The 15,185-nt window shown below is 70.1% G+C and carries 11 protein-coding genes; 5 read left to right on the forward strand and 6 right to left on the reverse strand.

Going from position 1 to position 15,185, the window contains the following annotated elements; genetic code table 11:
• The first annotated feature begins 48 nt into the window (after positions 1-48).
• On the forward strand, positions 49-1,587 hold the full coding sequence (locus ACFOGJ_RS15635) for a cryptochrome/photolyase family protein (protein WP_379902024.1): 1,539 nt from the start codon (positions 49-51) through the stop codon (positions 1,585-1,587).
• On the opposite strand, the gene ACFOGJ_RS15640 is transcribed toward ACFOGJ_RS15635, so the two are convergent.
• Positions 1,584-1,910: a hypothetical protein gene (locus ACFOGJ_RS15640; RefSeq protein ID WP_379902026.1), complete on the reverse strand. Its 327-nt coding sequence runs from the start codon at positions 1,908-1,910 to the stop codon at positions 1,584-1,586. The two genes, ACFOGJ_RS15635 and ACFOGJ_RS15640, sit on opposite strands and share 4 nt — an antisense overlap.
• Before the next feature lie 450 nt (positions 1,911-2,360).
• On the opposite strand from ACFOGJ_RS15640, the gene ACFOGJ_RS15645 reads away from it, so the two are divergent.
• The 4 genes from ACFOGJ_RS15645 (at position 2,361) to ACFOGJ_RS15660 (ending at position 8,760) form a co-directional block, all read left to right on the forward strand.
• Positions 2,361-3,647, forward strand: coding sequence for an efflux RND transporter periplasmic adaptor subunit (locus tag ACFOGJ_RS15645; protein ID WP_379902549.1), 1,287 nt, complete (start codon positions 2,361-2,363; stop codon positions 3,645-3,647).
• A 21-nt stretch (positions 3,648-3,668) separates the two neighbouring features.
• Positions 3,669-6,842 (forward strand): multidrug efflux RND transporter permease subunit, encoded by a 3,174-nt coding sequence (locus tag ACFOGJ_RS15650; protein ID WP_379902028.1) that lies wholly within the window; start codon positions 3,669-3,671, stop codon positions 6,840-6,842.
• Positions 6,843-6,931: 89 nt separating this feature from the next.
• Positions 6,932-7,942, forward strand: coding sequence for a helix-turn-helix domain-containing protein (locus tag ACFOGJ_RS15655; RefSeq protein WP_379902030.1), 1,011 nt, complete (start codon positions 6,932-6,934; stop codon positions 7,940-7,942).
• Positions 7,943-8,016: 74 nt separating this feature from the next.
• Complete coding sequence (locus tag ACFOGJ_RS15660; protein WP_379902032.1) at positions 8,017-8,760, forward strand: alpha/beta hydrolase; 744 nt, start codon at positions 8,017-8,019, stop codon at positions 8,758-8,760.
• Between the two features lie 6 nt (positions 8,761-8,766).
• On the opposite strand, the gene ACFOGJ_RS15665 is transcribed toward ACFOGJ_RS15660, so the two are convergent.
• The 5 genes from ACFOGJ_RS15665 to ACFOGJ_RS15685 all read right to left on the reverse strand — a co-directional run bounded on the left by ACFOGJ_RS15665 (position 8,767) and on the right by ACFOGJ_RS15685 (position 14,832).
• Entirely contained in the window at positions 8,767-9,102 is a 336-nt protein-coding gene (locus ACFOGJ_RS15665) for a hypothetical protein (protein ID WP_379902034.1), read from the reverse strand.
• A 119-nt stretch (positions 9,103-9,221) separates the two neighbouring features.
• Positions 9,222-9,647, reverse strand: coding sequence for a hypothetical protein (locus ACFOGJ_RS15670; protein ID WP_379902036.1), 426 nt, complete (start codon positions 9,645-9,647; stop codon positions 9,222-9,224).
• Positions 9,648-9,762: 115 nt separating this feature from the next.
• The gene (locus ACFOGJ_RS15675; RefSeq protein WP_379902038.1) at positions 9,763-11,289 is read right to left on the reverse strand and encodes an amidase; all 1,527 of its coding nucleotides are present in this window, start codon (positions 11,287-11,289) and stop codon (positions 9,763-9,765) included.
• Positions 11,290-11,441: 152 nt separating this feature from the next.
• The gene (locus tag ACFOGJ_RS15680; protein WP_379902040.1) at positions 11,442-13,451 is read right to left on the reverse strand and encodes a TRAP transporter permease; all 2,010 of its coding nucleotides are present in this window, start codon (positions 13,449-13,451) and stop codon (positions 11,442-11,444) included.
• Positions 13,452-13,677: 226 nt separating this feature from the next.
• Positions 13,678-14,832, reverse strand: a complete 1,155-nt coding sequence (locus ACFOGJ_RS15685; RefSeq protein ID WP_379902042.1) for a TAXI family TRAP transporter solute-binding subunit — start codon at positions 14,830-14,832, stop codon at positions 13,678-13,680.
• Between the last annotated feature and the right edge of the window lie 353 nt (positions 14,833-15,185).

Below are 15,185 nucleotides of genomic sequence, written 5' to 3' on the forward strand. Positions count from 1 at the left end.
CTTGGGATGCCGCCGTGCCCCGGTCCTGGCGGCGGGGAGTATGATGCAATGGCCGAACGACGTCTGGTCCTGGTGCTGGGCGACCAGCTGAGCCCGGACATCGCCGCCCTGCGGGCGGCCGATCCGGCGCGCGACCGGGTGCTGATGGCGGAGGTGGAGGACGAGGCGCGCTATGCCTGGCATCACCGCAAGAAGCTGGTCCTGGTCTTCGCCGCCATGCGCCATTTCGCGGAGCGGCTGCGCCGCGCCGGCTGGACGGTCGACTATGTGCGCCTGGACGATGCGGACAACAGCGGCAGCCTGACCGGCGAACTGGCGCGGGCGGCGGCGCATCATGCGCCGTCGGAAGTGCTGCTGACGGAACCCGGCGAATGGCGCCTGGCGACCGCGTTCGACGGGCTGCAGGGGGCGCTGGCAGTGCCGCTGCGGCGGCTGGAGGATGACCGCTTCCTCTGTGCCCGGGCCGACTTCGCCGCCTGGGCGCGCGGGCGGAAGCGGCTGCGGATGGAGGATTTCTATCGCGAGATGCGCCGCCGCACCGGCCTGCTGATGGATGGCGACGGGCCGGCGGGCGGGCGCTGGAACTTCGATGCGGAGAACCGCAAGCCGCCGAAGGCCGGGCTTTCGCCGCCCGGGCCCGCCCGCTTCGACCCGGACCCGGCGACCCGTGCCGTGATCGACATGGTGGGGGCGCGCTTCCCCGACGGCTTCGGCGATCTGGAGCCGTTCTGGTTCGCGGTCACCGCGACCCAGGCGGAGGCGGCGCTGGACCGCTTTCTGGGCGAGGCATTGCCGCGCTTCGGCGACTATCAGGACGCCATGCTGCGGGATGAGCCCTTCCTGTTCCACGCCGTGATCGCCGCCTACCTGAACATCGGCCTGCTGGACCCGATGGCGGTCTGCCGGCGGGCGGAGGCGGCGTATCGGGAAGGCCGCGCACCGCTGAACGCCGTCGAGGGCTTCGTGCGGCAGATCCTGGGCTGGCGCGAATATGTCCGCGGCATCTACTGGCTGAAGATGCCGGGCTATCGCGACCGCAACGAACTGGGCCACGACCGGCCGCTGCCCGCCTTCTACTGGAGCGGCGAGACCGAGATGGCCTGCATGGCCGCGGCGATCGGCCAGACCCGGCGGGAGGCCTATGCCCACCACATCCAGCGCCTGATGGTCACCGGCAATTTCGCCCTGCTGGCCGGAATCGCGCCGCAGGCGGTGCACGGCTGGTACCTGGCGGTCTATGCCGACGCCTTCGAATGGGTGGAACTGCCCAACACCCTGGGGATGAGCCAGTACGCCGATGGCGGCCTGCTGAGCTCCAAGCCCTATATCGCCGGCGGCAACTACATCAACCGCATGTCCGACTATTGCCGGCACTGCCGCTACGACGTGAAGGCCCGCGAAGGCGCGGATGCCTGCCCGTTCGGCGTCCTGTATTGGGACTTCCTGGCGCGGCACCGCCAGCGGCTGGACGGCAATCCCCGCCTGGCGCAGCCCTACCGGACCTGGGACCGGATGGATCCGGACCGCCGCGACGCCATCCGCGACACGGCCGCTCGTTTCCTGGCGCGCCTGGACGGGCGCGGCTAGGCGCGGCCCGCCTTCTGGTGGCTATGGCCGGCCGCCGCGACCGCATCCAGGGCGGCGCGCAGCAGGTCGCCCGACAGCTTGTCCACCACCGGCTGCGGCGCGCGGATCATCCGGGCGCGGACCGCCATCGCCATGGCGAAGGCCTGCAGCACGTCGCCGTTGCTCGTCTCCCCCACCTTCACGATGTCGCGCTCGATCGCGTCCAGCAGGGCGGAGACCATCTCGCCCACCCGGCCGGCATCCACGGTCTCGTCGTGCAGCGGGAAGTCGATGTCGTAGCTGTCGCCGCTGGCCGTCCAGGCTCGGTAGGGCAGTGTCGTCATGGTGCGTCCTTTCCGGTCTTGGCTCGTGCCGGGCGGTCCCCGACAGCCTCCCCACATGGTGGCGGGCCGGCGCCAGGGAAAGCGCAGCGGCTGTCCCGGCCTTGACCCGTGGCGGCGGGGCAACATGTAAGCCGAGGCCGGCCGGTTCCAGGTCCGGTGCAGGAAACAGGCGCAAGCCTGCCGCTGGCGTTTCTCGTCACAGCAGGCATGATGACGCTCCTACGGCCCGGCCCGCATGGCGCGATCGGCGCCGGTTCGGGAGGAAAGCGACAATGCAGCGGAGAGCGGCCGGCCGCTTTGCCGGCCGGCACGATCCGTCTGCCCCGGCTGTCTCCCGCCCCGGTCGCGTGGCCTGGCGGGGCGCCGCCGGGACCCCATTGAGTTGCGACATGCCACCCGACGGTCGGCAGGTCCGCGCCAGCGGCGTGGAGGCCCGGCTGCTTGCAGGACATGATGATGATCGTCTGTTTCCCCGCCGGCCTCCGTATCGCCGTGCTCCGTCTGATCCGCCGGCCTCGCGCCGCGCTGCCGTCATGCCTGGCGGTGCTGCTTCTGCTGCCGATTCTCGCTGCCTGCGAGGAGGGCAATGCGAACAAGCCGGAGGGCGGTGCGCCGCCGCCGACCCCGGTCAGCGTGATCGAGGTTGCGCCGGAAGCGCTGCCGATCGTCAACGAGCTGCCGGGCAGGATCGCGCCGACCCGGATCGCGGAGGTCCGGCCGCGGGTCTCCGGCATCGTGGTCGAGCGCGTGTTCCAGCAGGGCAGCTCGGTGCAGGAGGGCGACCCGCTGTACCGCATCGACCCGGAGCCGTTCCGGCTGCAGGTGCAGCGGGCCGAGGCGACCCTGCAGCGGGCCGAGGCATCGGCCCAGCAGGCCCGGCAGCAGGCCGACCGGCAGAAGGAGCTGCGCAACCGCAAGGTCGCCAGCGCGCAGCGCTACGACGACGCGATCGCGACCCTGGCGCAGGCCAATGCCGATGTGGCGCTGGCCAAGGCGAGCCTGGCGGCGGCGAAACTGGACCTGGAATATGCCGTGGTGAAGGCGCCGATTTCGGGCCGGATCGGCCGCGCCGCGGTGACGGAGGGCGCGCTGGTGGTGGCGAACGCGGTCCTGCCGCTGGCGGTGATCCGGCAGCTGGACCCGGTCTATGCCGACATCACGCAATCGGCCAACGAACTGTTGCAGCTGCGCCGCGCGGTGGAGAGCGGCGCCGTGGCCGGTGCCGCCACGCCGGAGGGGCGGGCCGACAGCATGCCGGCACAGCTGCTGTTCGACGACGGCACCCCCTATGACATCGACGGCAGGCTGCTGTTCTCGGAGGCCACGGTGGATTCCAGCACCGGGCAGATCGTCCTGCGGGGCGAGTTTCCAAACCCGAAGGGCGAGCTGCTTCCCGGCATGTATGTCCGGGTGCGGCTGGTGCAGGGTACCCAGAACAATGCTCTGGCGGTGCCGAAGCAGGCGGTGCAGCGCGACCTGGGCGGGAATGCCCAGGTCTATGTGGTGGACGGGGACGGCAAGGCGGCGGTCCGCCGGGTGACCGCGGGCCGCGTGGTCGGCGAAAGCTGGGTGATCGACGAGGGGCTGTCGGCCGGCGACCGCGTGATCGTGGAGGGCTTCCAGAAGATCCGGCCGGGCGCGCCGGTCACCCCGGAGCCGTGGAAGCCCGGTTCGGTGGGGCAGGCAGGAGCGGAAGATGCGGGCACGGCCGCCGCAGCCGGCGGCAAGGCCGGCTGACGGCGGCGCGGAGAGACAGCGATGCCTGCCTTCTTCATCGACCGGCCGATCTTCGCCTGGGTGATCGCGATCTTCATCATGCTGGCCGGCCTGATCGCGATCCCGTTCCTGCCGGTGGCGCAGTATCCCAGCGTCGCGCCGCCGCAGATCGCGATCAACACCTACTATCCCGGCGCCTCGCCGGAGGACATCTACACCGCCGTCACCCGCCCCATCGAGGAAGAGCTGAACGGCATCGAGGGGCTGATCTATTTCGAGTCCACCTCCGACACCACCGGCAGGGTGCAGATCACCGTCACCTTCACGCCGGAAACCGAGGTCTCGCAGGCCTCCGTCGACGTGCAGAGCCGCATCCGCCGGGTCGAGGCGCGGCTGCCGCAGGCAGTGCGCCAGCAGGGCATCCAGGTCGACCAGACCGGTACCGGCTGGCTGCTGGTGGTCTCGCTGATCTCCACCGACGGCTCGATGGACGCGATCGCGCTGGGCGACTATGCCAACCGCAACGTGATGGGAGAGATCCGCCGCGTGCCCGGGGTCGGCGGCGCCACCCTGTTCGGCACCATCCGCGCGATGCGGATCTGGATGGACCCGGACCGGATGCTGGGCCTCAACCTGACCTCCGGCGACGTTGTGCAGGCGATCCAGGCCCAGAATGCGCAGGTGGCCGCCGGGCGCATCGGCAGCCGGCCGGCGGAGCCGGGGCAGCAGATCGCCGCGACGGTGCTGGTGAAGGGGCAGCTGACCTCGCCGCAGGAATTCGGCGATATCGTGCTGCGCGCCAACCCGGACGGCTCCACCGTGCGGCTGCGCGACGTGGCACGTGTGGAGATGGGCGGCGAGGCCTATGCCAATTATGCCCGCCTGAACGGTCAGCCGACGGCGGCGATCGGCGTGCAGCTGGCGCCGACCGCGAACGCATTGTCGACGGCGGAAGGCATCAAGGAGCGGATGGCGGAGCTGGCGCGCTTCTTCCCCGAAGGCGTGACCTACGACATCCCCTACGACACCACGCCGTTCGTCGACGCCTCGATCGAGAAGGTGATCCACACCCTGATCGAGGCGGTGATCCTGGTCTTCCTGGTGATGCTGCTGTTCCTGCAGAGCTTCCGCTACACGATCATCCCGACGATCGTCGTGCCGGTGGCGCTGCTGGGGACCTGCAGCGTGCTGCTGGCGGCGGGCTTCTCCATCAACGTGCTGACCATGTTCGCCATGGTGCTGGCGATCGGCATCCTGGTCGATGACGCGATCGTTGTGGTGGAGAATGTGGAGCGCATCATGTCGGAGGAGGGGCTGGGCCCGCGCGAGGCCACCCTGAAGGCGATGTCGCAGATCACCGGCGCGATCGTCGGCATCACCCTGGTGCTGACTGCGGTGTTCGTGCCGATGGCCTTCTTTCCCGGCGCGGTCGGCGTGATCTATCAGCAGTTCAGCCTGACGATGGTGGTCTCGATCCTGTTCTCCGGCTTCCTGGCGCTGTCGTTGACCCCGGCACTCTGCGCCGCCTTCCTGAAGCCGCCGAAGCCCGGCCATGACCGCCACCGCGGCGCCATGGGCTGGTTCAACCGGGGCTTCGACAGGACGACCCGCGGCTATACCGGCATGGTCCACGGCGTGGTCCGTCGCTCCGGCCGCTACATGGTGATCTACCTGGCGCTGGTCGCCGGCCTGGCCTGGGCCTTCATGCAGCTGCCCTCGGCCTTCCTGCCGAACGAGGACCAGGGCTATCTGCTGGTCGACATCCAGACGCCGCCGGAATCCTCCTCCGGCCGCACCCTGGAGGTGGTGAAGCAGGTGGAGGAGATCTTCCTGGCGGAGGACATGGTGTCGCGCGTCGTCGGGGTGATGGGCTTCAGCTTCGCCGGGCGCGGCGACAATGCGGCCCTGGCCTTCGTCACCCTGCGCGACTGGTCGGAGCGGGGGGCGGAGAATTCGGCATCCGCCATTGCCGGCCGCGCGAACGGCCAGCTGTTCGGCATCAGGGATGCGCGGGTCTTCGGCCTGTCGCCGCCGCCGATCCGCGGCCTGGGCTCCTCCTCCGGCTTCGACTTCCGCCTGCAGGACCGCACCGGGCGCGGCCAGCAGGCGCTGCAGGAGGCAAGCGACCAGTTCGTCGCCGCGGCGCGGGCCAGCCCGATCCTGACCGGCGTGCGGGTGGCGGGCATGCCCGACGCGCCGCAGCTGAACCTGGTCATCGACCGGCAGAAGGCGAACGCCTTCGGCGTCACCTTCGCCGACATCAACGCCACCGTCTCCACCGGCCTGGGCTCGACCTACGTCAACGACTTCCCCAATGCCGGCCGGATGCAGCGGGTCACCGTGCAGGCGGAGGCCGGCGCCCGGATGGATCCGGAGGACCTGATGCGCCTATCGGTGCGCAACGGGCAGGGCGGCATGGTGCCACTGTCGGCCTTTGCCAGCCTGGACTGGCAGCGCGGGCCGATGCAGATCGTCGGCTATAACGGCTATCCCGCGATCCGCATCTCCGGCCAGGCGGCGCCGGGCTATTCCTCCGGCGATGCGATCGCGGAGGTGGAGCGGCTGGCGGAGGACCTGCCGCCGGGCTTCGGCTACGAATGGACCGGCCAGTCCCTGCAGGAGATCGAATCCGGCGACCAGGCGCCCTATCTGCTGGCGCTCTCGGTGATCTTCGTCTTCCTGCTGCTGGCGGCGCTGTATGAAAGCTGGTCGATCCCCTTCGCGGTGATCCTGGTGGTGCCGCTGGGGGTGATCGGCTCGGTCGCCGCGGTGACCCTGAGGGACATGCCCAACGACGTCTATTTCACCGTCGGGCTGATCGCGATCATCGGCCTGTCTGCGAAGAACGCGATCCTGATCATCGAGTTCGCGAAGGACCTGCGGGCCGAGGGCATGACCGTCTGGGCGGCGACGAAGGAGGCGGCGCGCCTGCGCTTCCGCCCCATTCTGATGACCTCTCTCGCCTTCTCCCTCGGCGTGACGCCGCTGGCGATCGCCACCGGCGCCAGCGCCGGCAGCCAGAACGCCATCGGCACCGGCGTGCTGGGCGGCATGATCTCCGCCACCATCCTGGCCCTGCTGTTCGTGCCGGCCTTCTTCGCCTTCGTGATGCGGCTGGTCGGCGGGCGCAAGGTGCGGGAGGAGGAGCGGGAGGCGGCGGACGGGCCGGCAGGCATGCCACAGGGGACGGCGCACCGGCCGGCGGAAGGCGACTGAGTCCGGCCGATTGACGGGCCTGGCCGATTGACGGACCTGGTCGGACAGACCACCCTTTGGCCCTTCGAAACGGGGCGGGGAGGGAGGTCATGACCGCAGCGGTCGCGCTGGATGCCGATGCCGTGCCGTTGGTCTCGCTGGACCGCAACGGTGCGGCCCTGCGTGCCGGCCTGTTCGCCGGGGCTGCCGAGGACGGCGACGATCCGGCGGCGGTGCAGGTGGTCTTCGACGATACGGCCGGCGCCGGCCGGGTCGAGTTCATCGAGATCGATCCGGACTTCAACCTGATGGTCAGCGACTGCTTCTGGCGCGCCGACGGCGCCATCGGCTATCGCGGCGAGGACTGGGTCCGCTTCAACTTCTGCCTCGACGCCACCGCCAGCTTCGACTTCGCCGATTACGGCCGCTACGACCTGCGCGGCCAGGAGCTGCGCATTTTCCACCAGCCGGTGGGGCTGCCCTGCCTGCACCGGATCGGTGGCGGCGCGCGCTCCGTCTGCGTCACCATGTCGGTGCGGCGGGAGGCGCTGTCCCGGCATGAGGCGCTGGCCGGCCTGCCGGGCCTTCCCGACGGCTTCTTCTTCCGCCGCATGGCGATGCCGCCGGCCGCGCTGCGGGCCGTCGGCGACCTGCTGCACATGCCTTATCGCCGCGCCCTGCGACGGGTCTATGCCGGCGCCAAGGCGCAGGAACTGCTCTGCACCGCGCTGCAGGCTCTAGCGGCGCCGCAGGACCCATCCGGCGGTATCGTGCTGCGCGACGGCGACAGGGCGCGGATCGCCCGCGCCCGCGCGATCCTGGACGACAGCTTCGCCGATCCGCCGGCGGTTGCCGATCTGGCGCGGGCCGTCGGGCTGAATCGCAACAAGCTGAGCTACGGCTTCCGCCACCTGCACGACCGCTCGATGAGCGACTACCTGGCGGAGAAGCGCCTGGATGCCGCCTGGCTGCTGCTGCAGGACGGACTGCCGGTCGGCGCGGTGGCGGAGGCGGTCGGCTACCGGCATGTGGGCAGCTTCTCCACAGCCTTCCGCCGGCGCTACGGCCTTGCCCCCAGCGCCCTGCGCCAGGCTAAATGCGGCGCACCGAAATCTTCGTGAGCCGCGCCTAAGACCGCGGCGCCGCGGCCGGCTAGGCTGCCCGGATCGACATCCGCAACGGGGAAGGTCCGAAGATGGCAGAGGCGGCAAGCGGCCTGCAATTCGTCCTGGTGCATGGCTCCTGGCATACGGGCGCCGGCTGGCGCCACGTTTCCGCGCGCCTGACGGCGGCCGGGCACAGGGTGCTGGCACCCACACTGGCCGGCCGCGGCGAGGGCGCGCGCACCGATATCGGCCTGATGGACATGGTCAACGGCCTCTGCGCCGAGGTGGAGGCGGCGGACCTGAAGGGCATCGTGCTGGTCGGCCACAGCGCCGGCGGCACGGTGGTCGCGAAGGCGGCGGAGCGCCTGGCGCCGCGGCTCGCCCGCCTGGTCTTCATCTCGCCGCTGTTGGCACCCGACGGCGGTTCGATCCTGGATGCCGTGCCGCCGGACTATGCCGGCGCCTTCCGCGCGATGGCGGAGGCCTCCGGCGACAACACGGTGTTCCCGCCCTGGCCGATCTGGCGCGACGGCTTCATCGGCGATGCCGACGAGGCGCTGGCGAAGACGGCCCATGACGAACTCTGCCCGGAACCGTTCGGCCCGGTGACGGACAAGGTCGACCTCTCCGCCTTCGCCGCGCTGGAAGTGCCGAAGAGCTACATCAATCCGATGGAGGACACGGTCTTCCCGATCGGCGAATGGGGCTTCTTCCCGCGCATGTACCAGCGCATCGCGCCCTGCCGCCTGGTGCAGCTGCATGGCAGCCACGAGGTGATGTTTTCCAACCCCGCCGCCCTGGCGGACGCGCTGGTCGCCGCCGGCAGGCCCTGAGGACGGCTATCTGAACTCGACCATGTAGCGGGCGGAGTACGGTCCGAGGTCCAGTTGCCTGATGTCCGGCCCGCTGCCGCTGTCGGCGAAGCCGGTCACCTTGGGTTCCGCGGCCGGTCCCGGCCAGGACCAGGTGATCGTCTTCACGCCGTGGAAGGTGGTGAATTCCGCGGATCCGGCGATGGCGGGATCCGCGGCGCTGCTGCTGGCGAAGGTGACTTCCACCGGCAGGTAGGGTTGCAGCGGCGCCGTCAGGATATGCGGATCGCCGCCCTGGACCGTCCCGGACTCGATCTCGGGCGACCCGACCACCTCGACGCTTCCCGCAAGCTGCGCGTTCATGAAGACCAGCCTGAGCGTGCGCTCCGCCCCCTGCGCGGCTGCGGGCGACAGCCCGGCCGAAAGAAATGCAATTCCGGTGGCGAGCAGCAGAAGCAGGGCAGGACGCGGCTGCGCATGGGTCATTTCAGGCCAATCTCATAGGTTGCCGAGTCCGTTCCGCCGTCGACCTGCTTCACTTCGGCCGTCAGGCCGTCGGGGGGCTGGACGTCGACCGTCGGGCTGTTGCCTTCCGCCCAGGTCCAGACCAGGGAAACGACCCCCCGGGCGGTGACGATCTCGGCGCTGCCGGCGATCAGGCCCGTCTGTTCGTCGCTGGCGGTCGTGGTGCGGGCGGACTGTTCGACCCGGATGGTCCGGCCGGCGGCCAGCTGGTCGTTGCCGATCCGGTGGCCGGCCTGGACATTGGCGCCGCCGCCCGTCATCGGCGCCAGGGTGAGGTTGGTGACTACGATCGTCAATGTCCGTGGCGCCGGCTGGGCGTCAGCGGCGGCCGGTCCAAACAGCAGGAGTCCTGCTACCAGACATAGGACGTGGCGACGGAACATCGGCGTCTGTCTCCTCGCGGCAGGCGGTTGGCCGGGCGGGCCCGGAGCCACCCATCGTCGCCGGAATCCCGGCTGGATCGCGGCCCTCATATGTCGCCATGCGTCCAGCCGGGCCTCAGCCCGGCAGCGGCGCCAGCCCTTCCCCCGTGCCTTCGTAGGCTGCGGCCGCCCGGTAGATGGTCGCCTCGTCGAAATGGCGGCCGACCAGCATCAGGCCGATGGGCAGGCCGTCGGACAGGCCGCAAGGCAGGCTGATCGCCGGGTGGTGGGTGACGTCGAACGGACAGGTATTGGCGAACATCTCGGTGGCCCGCCGGATCACCTCCGCCGGGCCGGCATCGGCCGGCGGCAGCGGCGTCGCCTTCATCGGCGTGGTCGGCATCGCCAGCAGGTCGCAATCCTTCAGCGCCGCATCATAGGCGGCGCGCAGGCTGCGGGCGGCATTGATCGCCTCGCCATACTTGGCGTAGCCGGCTTGGCGGATGACATGCCGGGCCAGCATCAGGAAGGTCTTCACATTGGCCGGCGCCTTGGCCATGCCGCCGCGGCGGTCGTGGTACCACTGCATCAGGTCGGTCGGATAGGCGTCCAGCCTGGAGACGCCGAAGCCGGTGCCCTCCATCAGGGTATGGGACAGGCCCTCGGTGCCGATCGGCAGCCAGATCGCGGCGCCCAGCGCATGCAGCGGCAGGGAGATCTCCGTCACCTCCGCGCCCAGGCGGGCCAGGGTGTCGAGCGCGCGGCGCACGCCGGCATCGACATCCGGCTCGGCGCCGTCGATGCCGAAGCCCTCTGTCACCACGCCGATGCGCATCCCCTTCACGCCGGCGGACAGCCCGCCCAGATAGTCGCCCTTCACCGCGCCGGCCTGGCGCGGGTCGATGCCGTCCGGCCCGGCGATCACGTCCAGCAGCAGGGCATTGTCCGCCACCGTCGCGGTCATCGGCCCGACATGGTCGAAGGTGCTCTCGATCGGTGCGCAGCCGGTATAGGGCACCAGGCCCCAGGTCGGCTTCAGCCCGACGATGCCGGAGAAGGAGGCCGGCATGCGGATCGAGCCGGCCTGGTCGGCGCCGATCGCCAGGTCGACCTCGCCCGCCGCTACCACCGCCGCGCTGCCGGAGGAGGAGCCGCCGGTGGTATGGTCGGGCTTGCGCGGATTGCCCACCGGGCCGGTCCAGCTGGTATGGCTGCCGCCGGACAGGCAGAGATATTCGCAGGTGGTCTTGCCGGCGATCTCCGCGCCCTCGTCCAGCAGGCGCCGCACGATCGTGGCATCGCTGCGCGGCACATAGCCGTCCAGGATGTTGGAGCCGTTCGCCATGGGCACGCCGGCCACCATCACGCTGTCCTTGATCGCCACCCGCCGTCCGGCGAGGCGGCCGTCCTGGCGCTCCCGGACGGCACAGCGCACCGCCCAGGCATTCAGCGGATTGTCGGTCGGCGTGGGCAGCCAGTGGCGGCGACCCGCGCCCGGATCCGGCGGGGCCTGCTCCGCAGCGAAGGCGCTCATCGCGTCATAGGCCGGCAGGACGCCGGCGATCGCTTCGCGATAGGCCTCGGCATCGCCCTCCGCGACCTCCAGGCCGAGTTCGGCGGCGAGGGAGAGGATGTCGTCCTTGGTGGGCGGGGGCAGGGACATGGGCATGGGCCTCCGGGCTGCGGCATTGTTTCCTTGCGTATGCTGGCCACTTGGCCGCATTGCCGCCTGGAAAGCAAGCCGCGCTGTCGCGTCGGTCCGGCAGGTGCCCACCAGGCGCCCTTCGCCAGGCGCCCTTTGTCAGGCGCCCGTCGTCAGGCGCCCTTGGCCACCGTCCCCCGGTTTGCGAACCAGGCCGCGCCGATGCCGCAGCCGCCGACCAGGATGCCGGCGATCGCATAATCGATGTTCGACAGGCCCAGGCCCAGCCCGCCGGGTGCCGCCAGCAGCAGCCCGCCGGCCACAAGGAGCGCCCGCGCCGGCCAGTCCAGCAGGTGGCGGCGGATCATCGAGCCGATGCCGATCATGTGGCCCTGCAGGGCGGCCGCGATCAGCAGGATGCCGAGCAGGGCGCTGGCGATCACTTCCACCACCACGGTCCAGTGGCCGACCAGGATCAGCGCCGGGTTCAGCACGAAGAAGAACGGGATGATGTAGATGATGGAGCCCAGCCGCATCGCCTCGAAGCCGGTGCGCATCGGGTCGGTGCCGGCCAGGCTGGCGGCGGCGAAGGCGCCCAGCGCCACCGGCGGGGTGATGAAGGACAGCATGCCCCAGTACATGATGAACAGGTGCACGCCCATCTGGTCCAGGCCCACCTGCACCAGGGCCGGCGCCAGCAGCACCGCCAGGAAGATGTAGCAGGCGGTCACCGTCATCCCCATGCCCAGCACGAAGCTGGTCAGCGCCCCCATCAGCAGCAGCACCAGCGGCGAATTGCCGGCCAGGTGCAGCAGCGAGTTGGCGAACGACCCGGTGACCCCGGTCATCGACATCGCGCCGACGATCATGCCGACACCGGCCAGCAGAACGCCGATCTCCACGAACAGCCGGGTCACCGCGGAGAGGAAGCGCCACAGGTCGCCCCAGTTCCAGCGGTGGTAGGGCATCACCTGGTTGATCACCAGCAGCAGGCCGGTGGCGTAGAACGGTGCCAGCGCCTCCTGCTTCAGGAAGACCAGCATCCAGATCAGCAGGATGAAGACCGCCAGGTAGTGCCAGCCCTGCCTGAAGACCTTCCGGGCGCTGGGCAGTTCGGCCCGCGGCATGCCCTTCATGCGGTTGCGCGCCGCATAGGCGTCGATCTGCATGAACAGGCCGAAATAGTACAGCACCGAGGGCACCGCGGCGGCGGCGGCGATCTCGATATAGGGGACGTTCAGGAAGGTCGCCATGACGAAGGCGGTGGCGCCCATCACCGGCGGCATCAGCACGCCGCCGGTGGAGGCGCAGGTCTCCACCCCGCCGGCGAAGGCGGGGGAGAAGCCGGTCCGTTTCATCGCCGGGATCGTCATCGAGCCGGTGGTCAGCACGTTGGTGATCACCGAGCCGCTCATCGAGCCCAGCAGGCCGGAGGCGAAGATCGCCACCTTGGCGGCGCCGCCGCGGACATGGCCGAAAAGGGCGAAGGCCATGTCGATGAAGAAGGCGCCGGCGCCGGTATGCTGCAGGGCGGCGCCGAAGATCAGGAAGCCGATCACCAGCGCGGCGAAGGCGCGCATCGGAATGCCGAACATGCTCTCGGTCGAGAGCAGGTGGTAGGCGGCGGTGTCCTGCCAGGACACCGACATGGAGAAGAACGGCCCCGGCGCGAACTCCGCGAGCAGCGGGTAGAGCGAGAAGATCGCCACGATCGCCGTGATCACCAGGCCGCCGACCCGGCGCAGCGCCTCCAGCACCAGCAGCCAGAGCGCGACGCAGATCACCAGCACCAGGGTCTCGTCCGGCGGGATCGAATATTCCCAGCCGCCGTCGACGATGTCGCGCCCGCGCCAGGACAGGTAGGCCAGCATCGCGAAGGACAGGGCCGCCAGCGCGATGTCCCAGATCGGCGGATATCTGCCCGGGCGCTTACCGGCCGGCCAGATGATGAAGGCGAAGGGCAGCAGGAAGGCCAGCAGCAGCAGCTGGTACTGGTTGTCGAGCAGGACCAGCGCGCCGCCCAGGTTGAAGTTGTGCAGCTGGTTGACCGCCAGTGCGATCACCAGGACGGCGACGATGCGGCACAGCACCGACCAGAACGGCGGCAGCTGACGCAGCCGCTCCGCCGCGACCGCCGGTTCCGCCCTGTCGCTGTCGGGGGCGGTATCGGGGGCGGAATCCAATGGAGAACCCGTGGAGGACACCGGTACGGCCTTTCCGGCGGAGCCCGCTTCCCCCGGCAGGAGACAGGCGGGGGGCAGGTCGCTAGGGGGTGCGACAGGCCGGGGCGCCCCCCGCCCCCTCGGCCTGGGCCAGATTCGGCCTGGCAGGCTGGGGGGCGCCCCGCTGTCGCTCATGTCCCGCCGCTTGCGCGGGCGGGGCCTCTCTGTTGCCGGCGTGGGCCGCCGGCTATTGCCGCCAGATCGGGTTCAGGCCCGCGGCATCCAGCCCCTCGGCCCGCATCTTCACCCAGCGCGTGGCATAGTCCTCCTCCGCCGGGTCGGTCGCCATGAACGCCTCCCAGGCCTTCTGCAGCACGTCCTGCCGGTGCACGTTCGCATCGTTGTGCTTCTGCAGGTCGTCGTTCCAGACGCCGGCCTCCTTGAAATAGTCGATGGTGGCGGAGCAGAACGGCAGCACCCAGTCCATGGTCTGCTTGTCGAGCGCCCAGCCGTCGGCACCCGGCGCGCCGTCCTTGTACTTGTCGGCCAGCTCGTACATCGACTTCACCGTGCCGTAGACCAGCTCCGGCTTCTGCGTGTCGTAGGCGATCATGATCGGATAGGGATAGCTGGCGGATTGCAGCGGATTCTCCTTGGAGATGCCGCCCGAGCCCTCGGTCGCCACATGGCGGGTGTAGTAGGGGGCCACGGCCTGCATCCGCTTCCAGCCCTCGGCATCGTCATGCGGCACCGGCGGCCAGATGATGCCGCGGGGCGAGGCCTCCAGCTCGCGGGTCACGCCGGAGATGGTGGAGGCGATGGCCGCATCGGCCTGGTTGCCGATCAGGCCTTTCCAGGAGGCGCCGTAGCCGGAGAACTCGACCTTCTCGACATCGTCCCAGGTCAGGCCGGCAAAGGCGAGGAAGGCCTCCATGTTGGTGTTCAGCGCGGCGGAGCCGACCACCCAGACGATCCGCTTGCCCTTCAGGTCGGAATAGTTCTTCACGCCGATATCGCCGGCCACGCCGACCGCGATGGCGTTTCCGGAGACCACCGAGCCCAGCATGCAGATGCGCTGCGGGCCCCAGCCCTTGGCCGCGAAGACGTCCATGCCTTCCTGCGCGAAAAACGAGCCGACGCCCATCGCGGAGAACTGCGCCCGACCGGTCTTCAGCGGGGTCATCCGGGAGATGTCGTTGGATCCCGGCAGCACGCGGATGTCGGTGCCCTGCGCCTCCTTCAGCGCCTTGCCATAGGCGACGACCTGGTTGAAGCCGCTGGAACCGGTATCGTAGGCGGTCCAGACCACCTGCGGCGGCAGCTTGGCGTCGTCCGCCCAGGCGCCGGCGGGCAGTGCCAGCATGGCCGCTGCCGCGGCGATGGTCAGAATCCGTGCCTTCATGGCATTCCTCCCTAGATTCAACGTTCATCGCAGGTCCACGCCGTGCGATGCCCAGACGCTTGCATACAGGGAGGATGTCGGTGCCACCGGGCTGCCCGTGACCGCCGACGGCATGCGGCGGCCGATTGCGGGCAGCGGATTGCAGGCGCCGATGCCTGTCGCGATCCGTCGGGGGCGACGATGCTTCCGCCGCCCTTCCGGACCAGGGGCCGTCCTCCCTGTGGATGGTTTGCTTGTCGTTCTCGGCCCCGGGCGAAGCCTATCGCATCCGCTGCCGGCTGGCGAGCGGCCCCGGCCCGAGCGGGGTGACGGCCACGGTGCTGGCCCGCGGCCATGGCCGCACTATGATGCCA

The organism is Marinibaculum pumilum, assembly GCF_042646425.1.
GTDB classification, from domain to species: domain Bacteria; phylum Pseudomonadota; class Alphaproteobacteria; order Ferrovibrionales; family Ferrovibrionaceae; genus Marinibaculum; species Marinibaculum pumilum.

Bases quoted from the DNA above. Each gene is read 5' to 3' on its own strand.
- ACFOGJ_RS15635 (WP_379902024.1), top strand. From the start codon at position 49: ATGGCCGAACGACGTCTGGTCCTGGTGCTGGGCGACCAGCTGAGCCCG.
- ACFOGJ_RS15640 (WP_379902026.1), bottom strand. From the start codon at position 1,910: ATGACGACACTGCCCTACCGAGCCTGGACGGCCAGCGGCGACAGCTAC.
- ACFOGJ_RS15645 (WP_379902549.1), top strand. From the start codon at position 2,361: ATGATGATGATCGTCTGTTTCCCCGCCGGCCTCCGTATCGCCGTGCTC.
- ACFOGJ_RS15650 (WP_379902028.1), top strand. From the start codon at position 3,669: ATGCCTGCCTTCTTCATCGACCGGCCGATCTTCGCCTGGGTGATCGCG.
- ACFOGJ_RS15655 (WP_379902030.1), top strand. From the start codon at position 6,932: ATGACCGCAGCGGTCGCGCTGGATGCCGATGCCGTGCCGTTGGTCTCG.
- ACFOGJ_RS15660 (WP_379902032.1), top strand. From the start codon at position 8,017: ATGGCAGAGGCGGCAAGCGGCCTGCAATTCGTCCTGGTGCATGGCTCC.
- ACFOGJ_RS15665 (WP_379902034.1), bottom strand. From the start codon at position 9,102: ATGAACGCGCAGCTTGCGGGAAGCGTCGAGGTGGTCGGGTCGCCCGAG.
- ACFOGJ_RS15670 (WP_379902036.1), bottom strand. From the start codon at position 9,647: ATGTTCCGTCGCCACGTCCTATGTCTGGTAGCAGGACTCCTGCTGTTT.
- ACFOGJ_RS15675 (WP_379902038.1), bottom strand. From the start codon at position 11,289: ATGTCCCTGCCCCCGCCCACCAAGGACGACATCCTCTCCCTCGCCGCC.
- ACFOGJ_RS15685 (WP_379902042.1), bottom strand. From the start codon at position 14,832: ATGAAGGCACGGATTCTGACCATCGCCGCGGCAGCGGCCATGCTGGCA.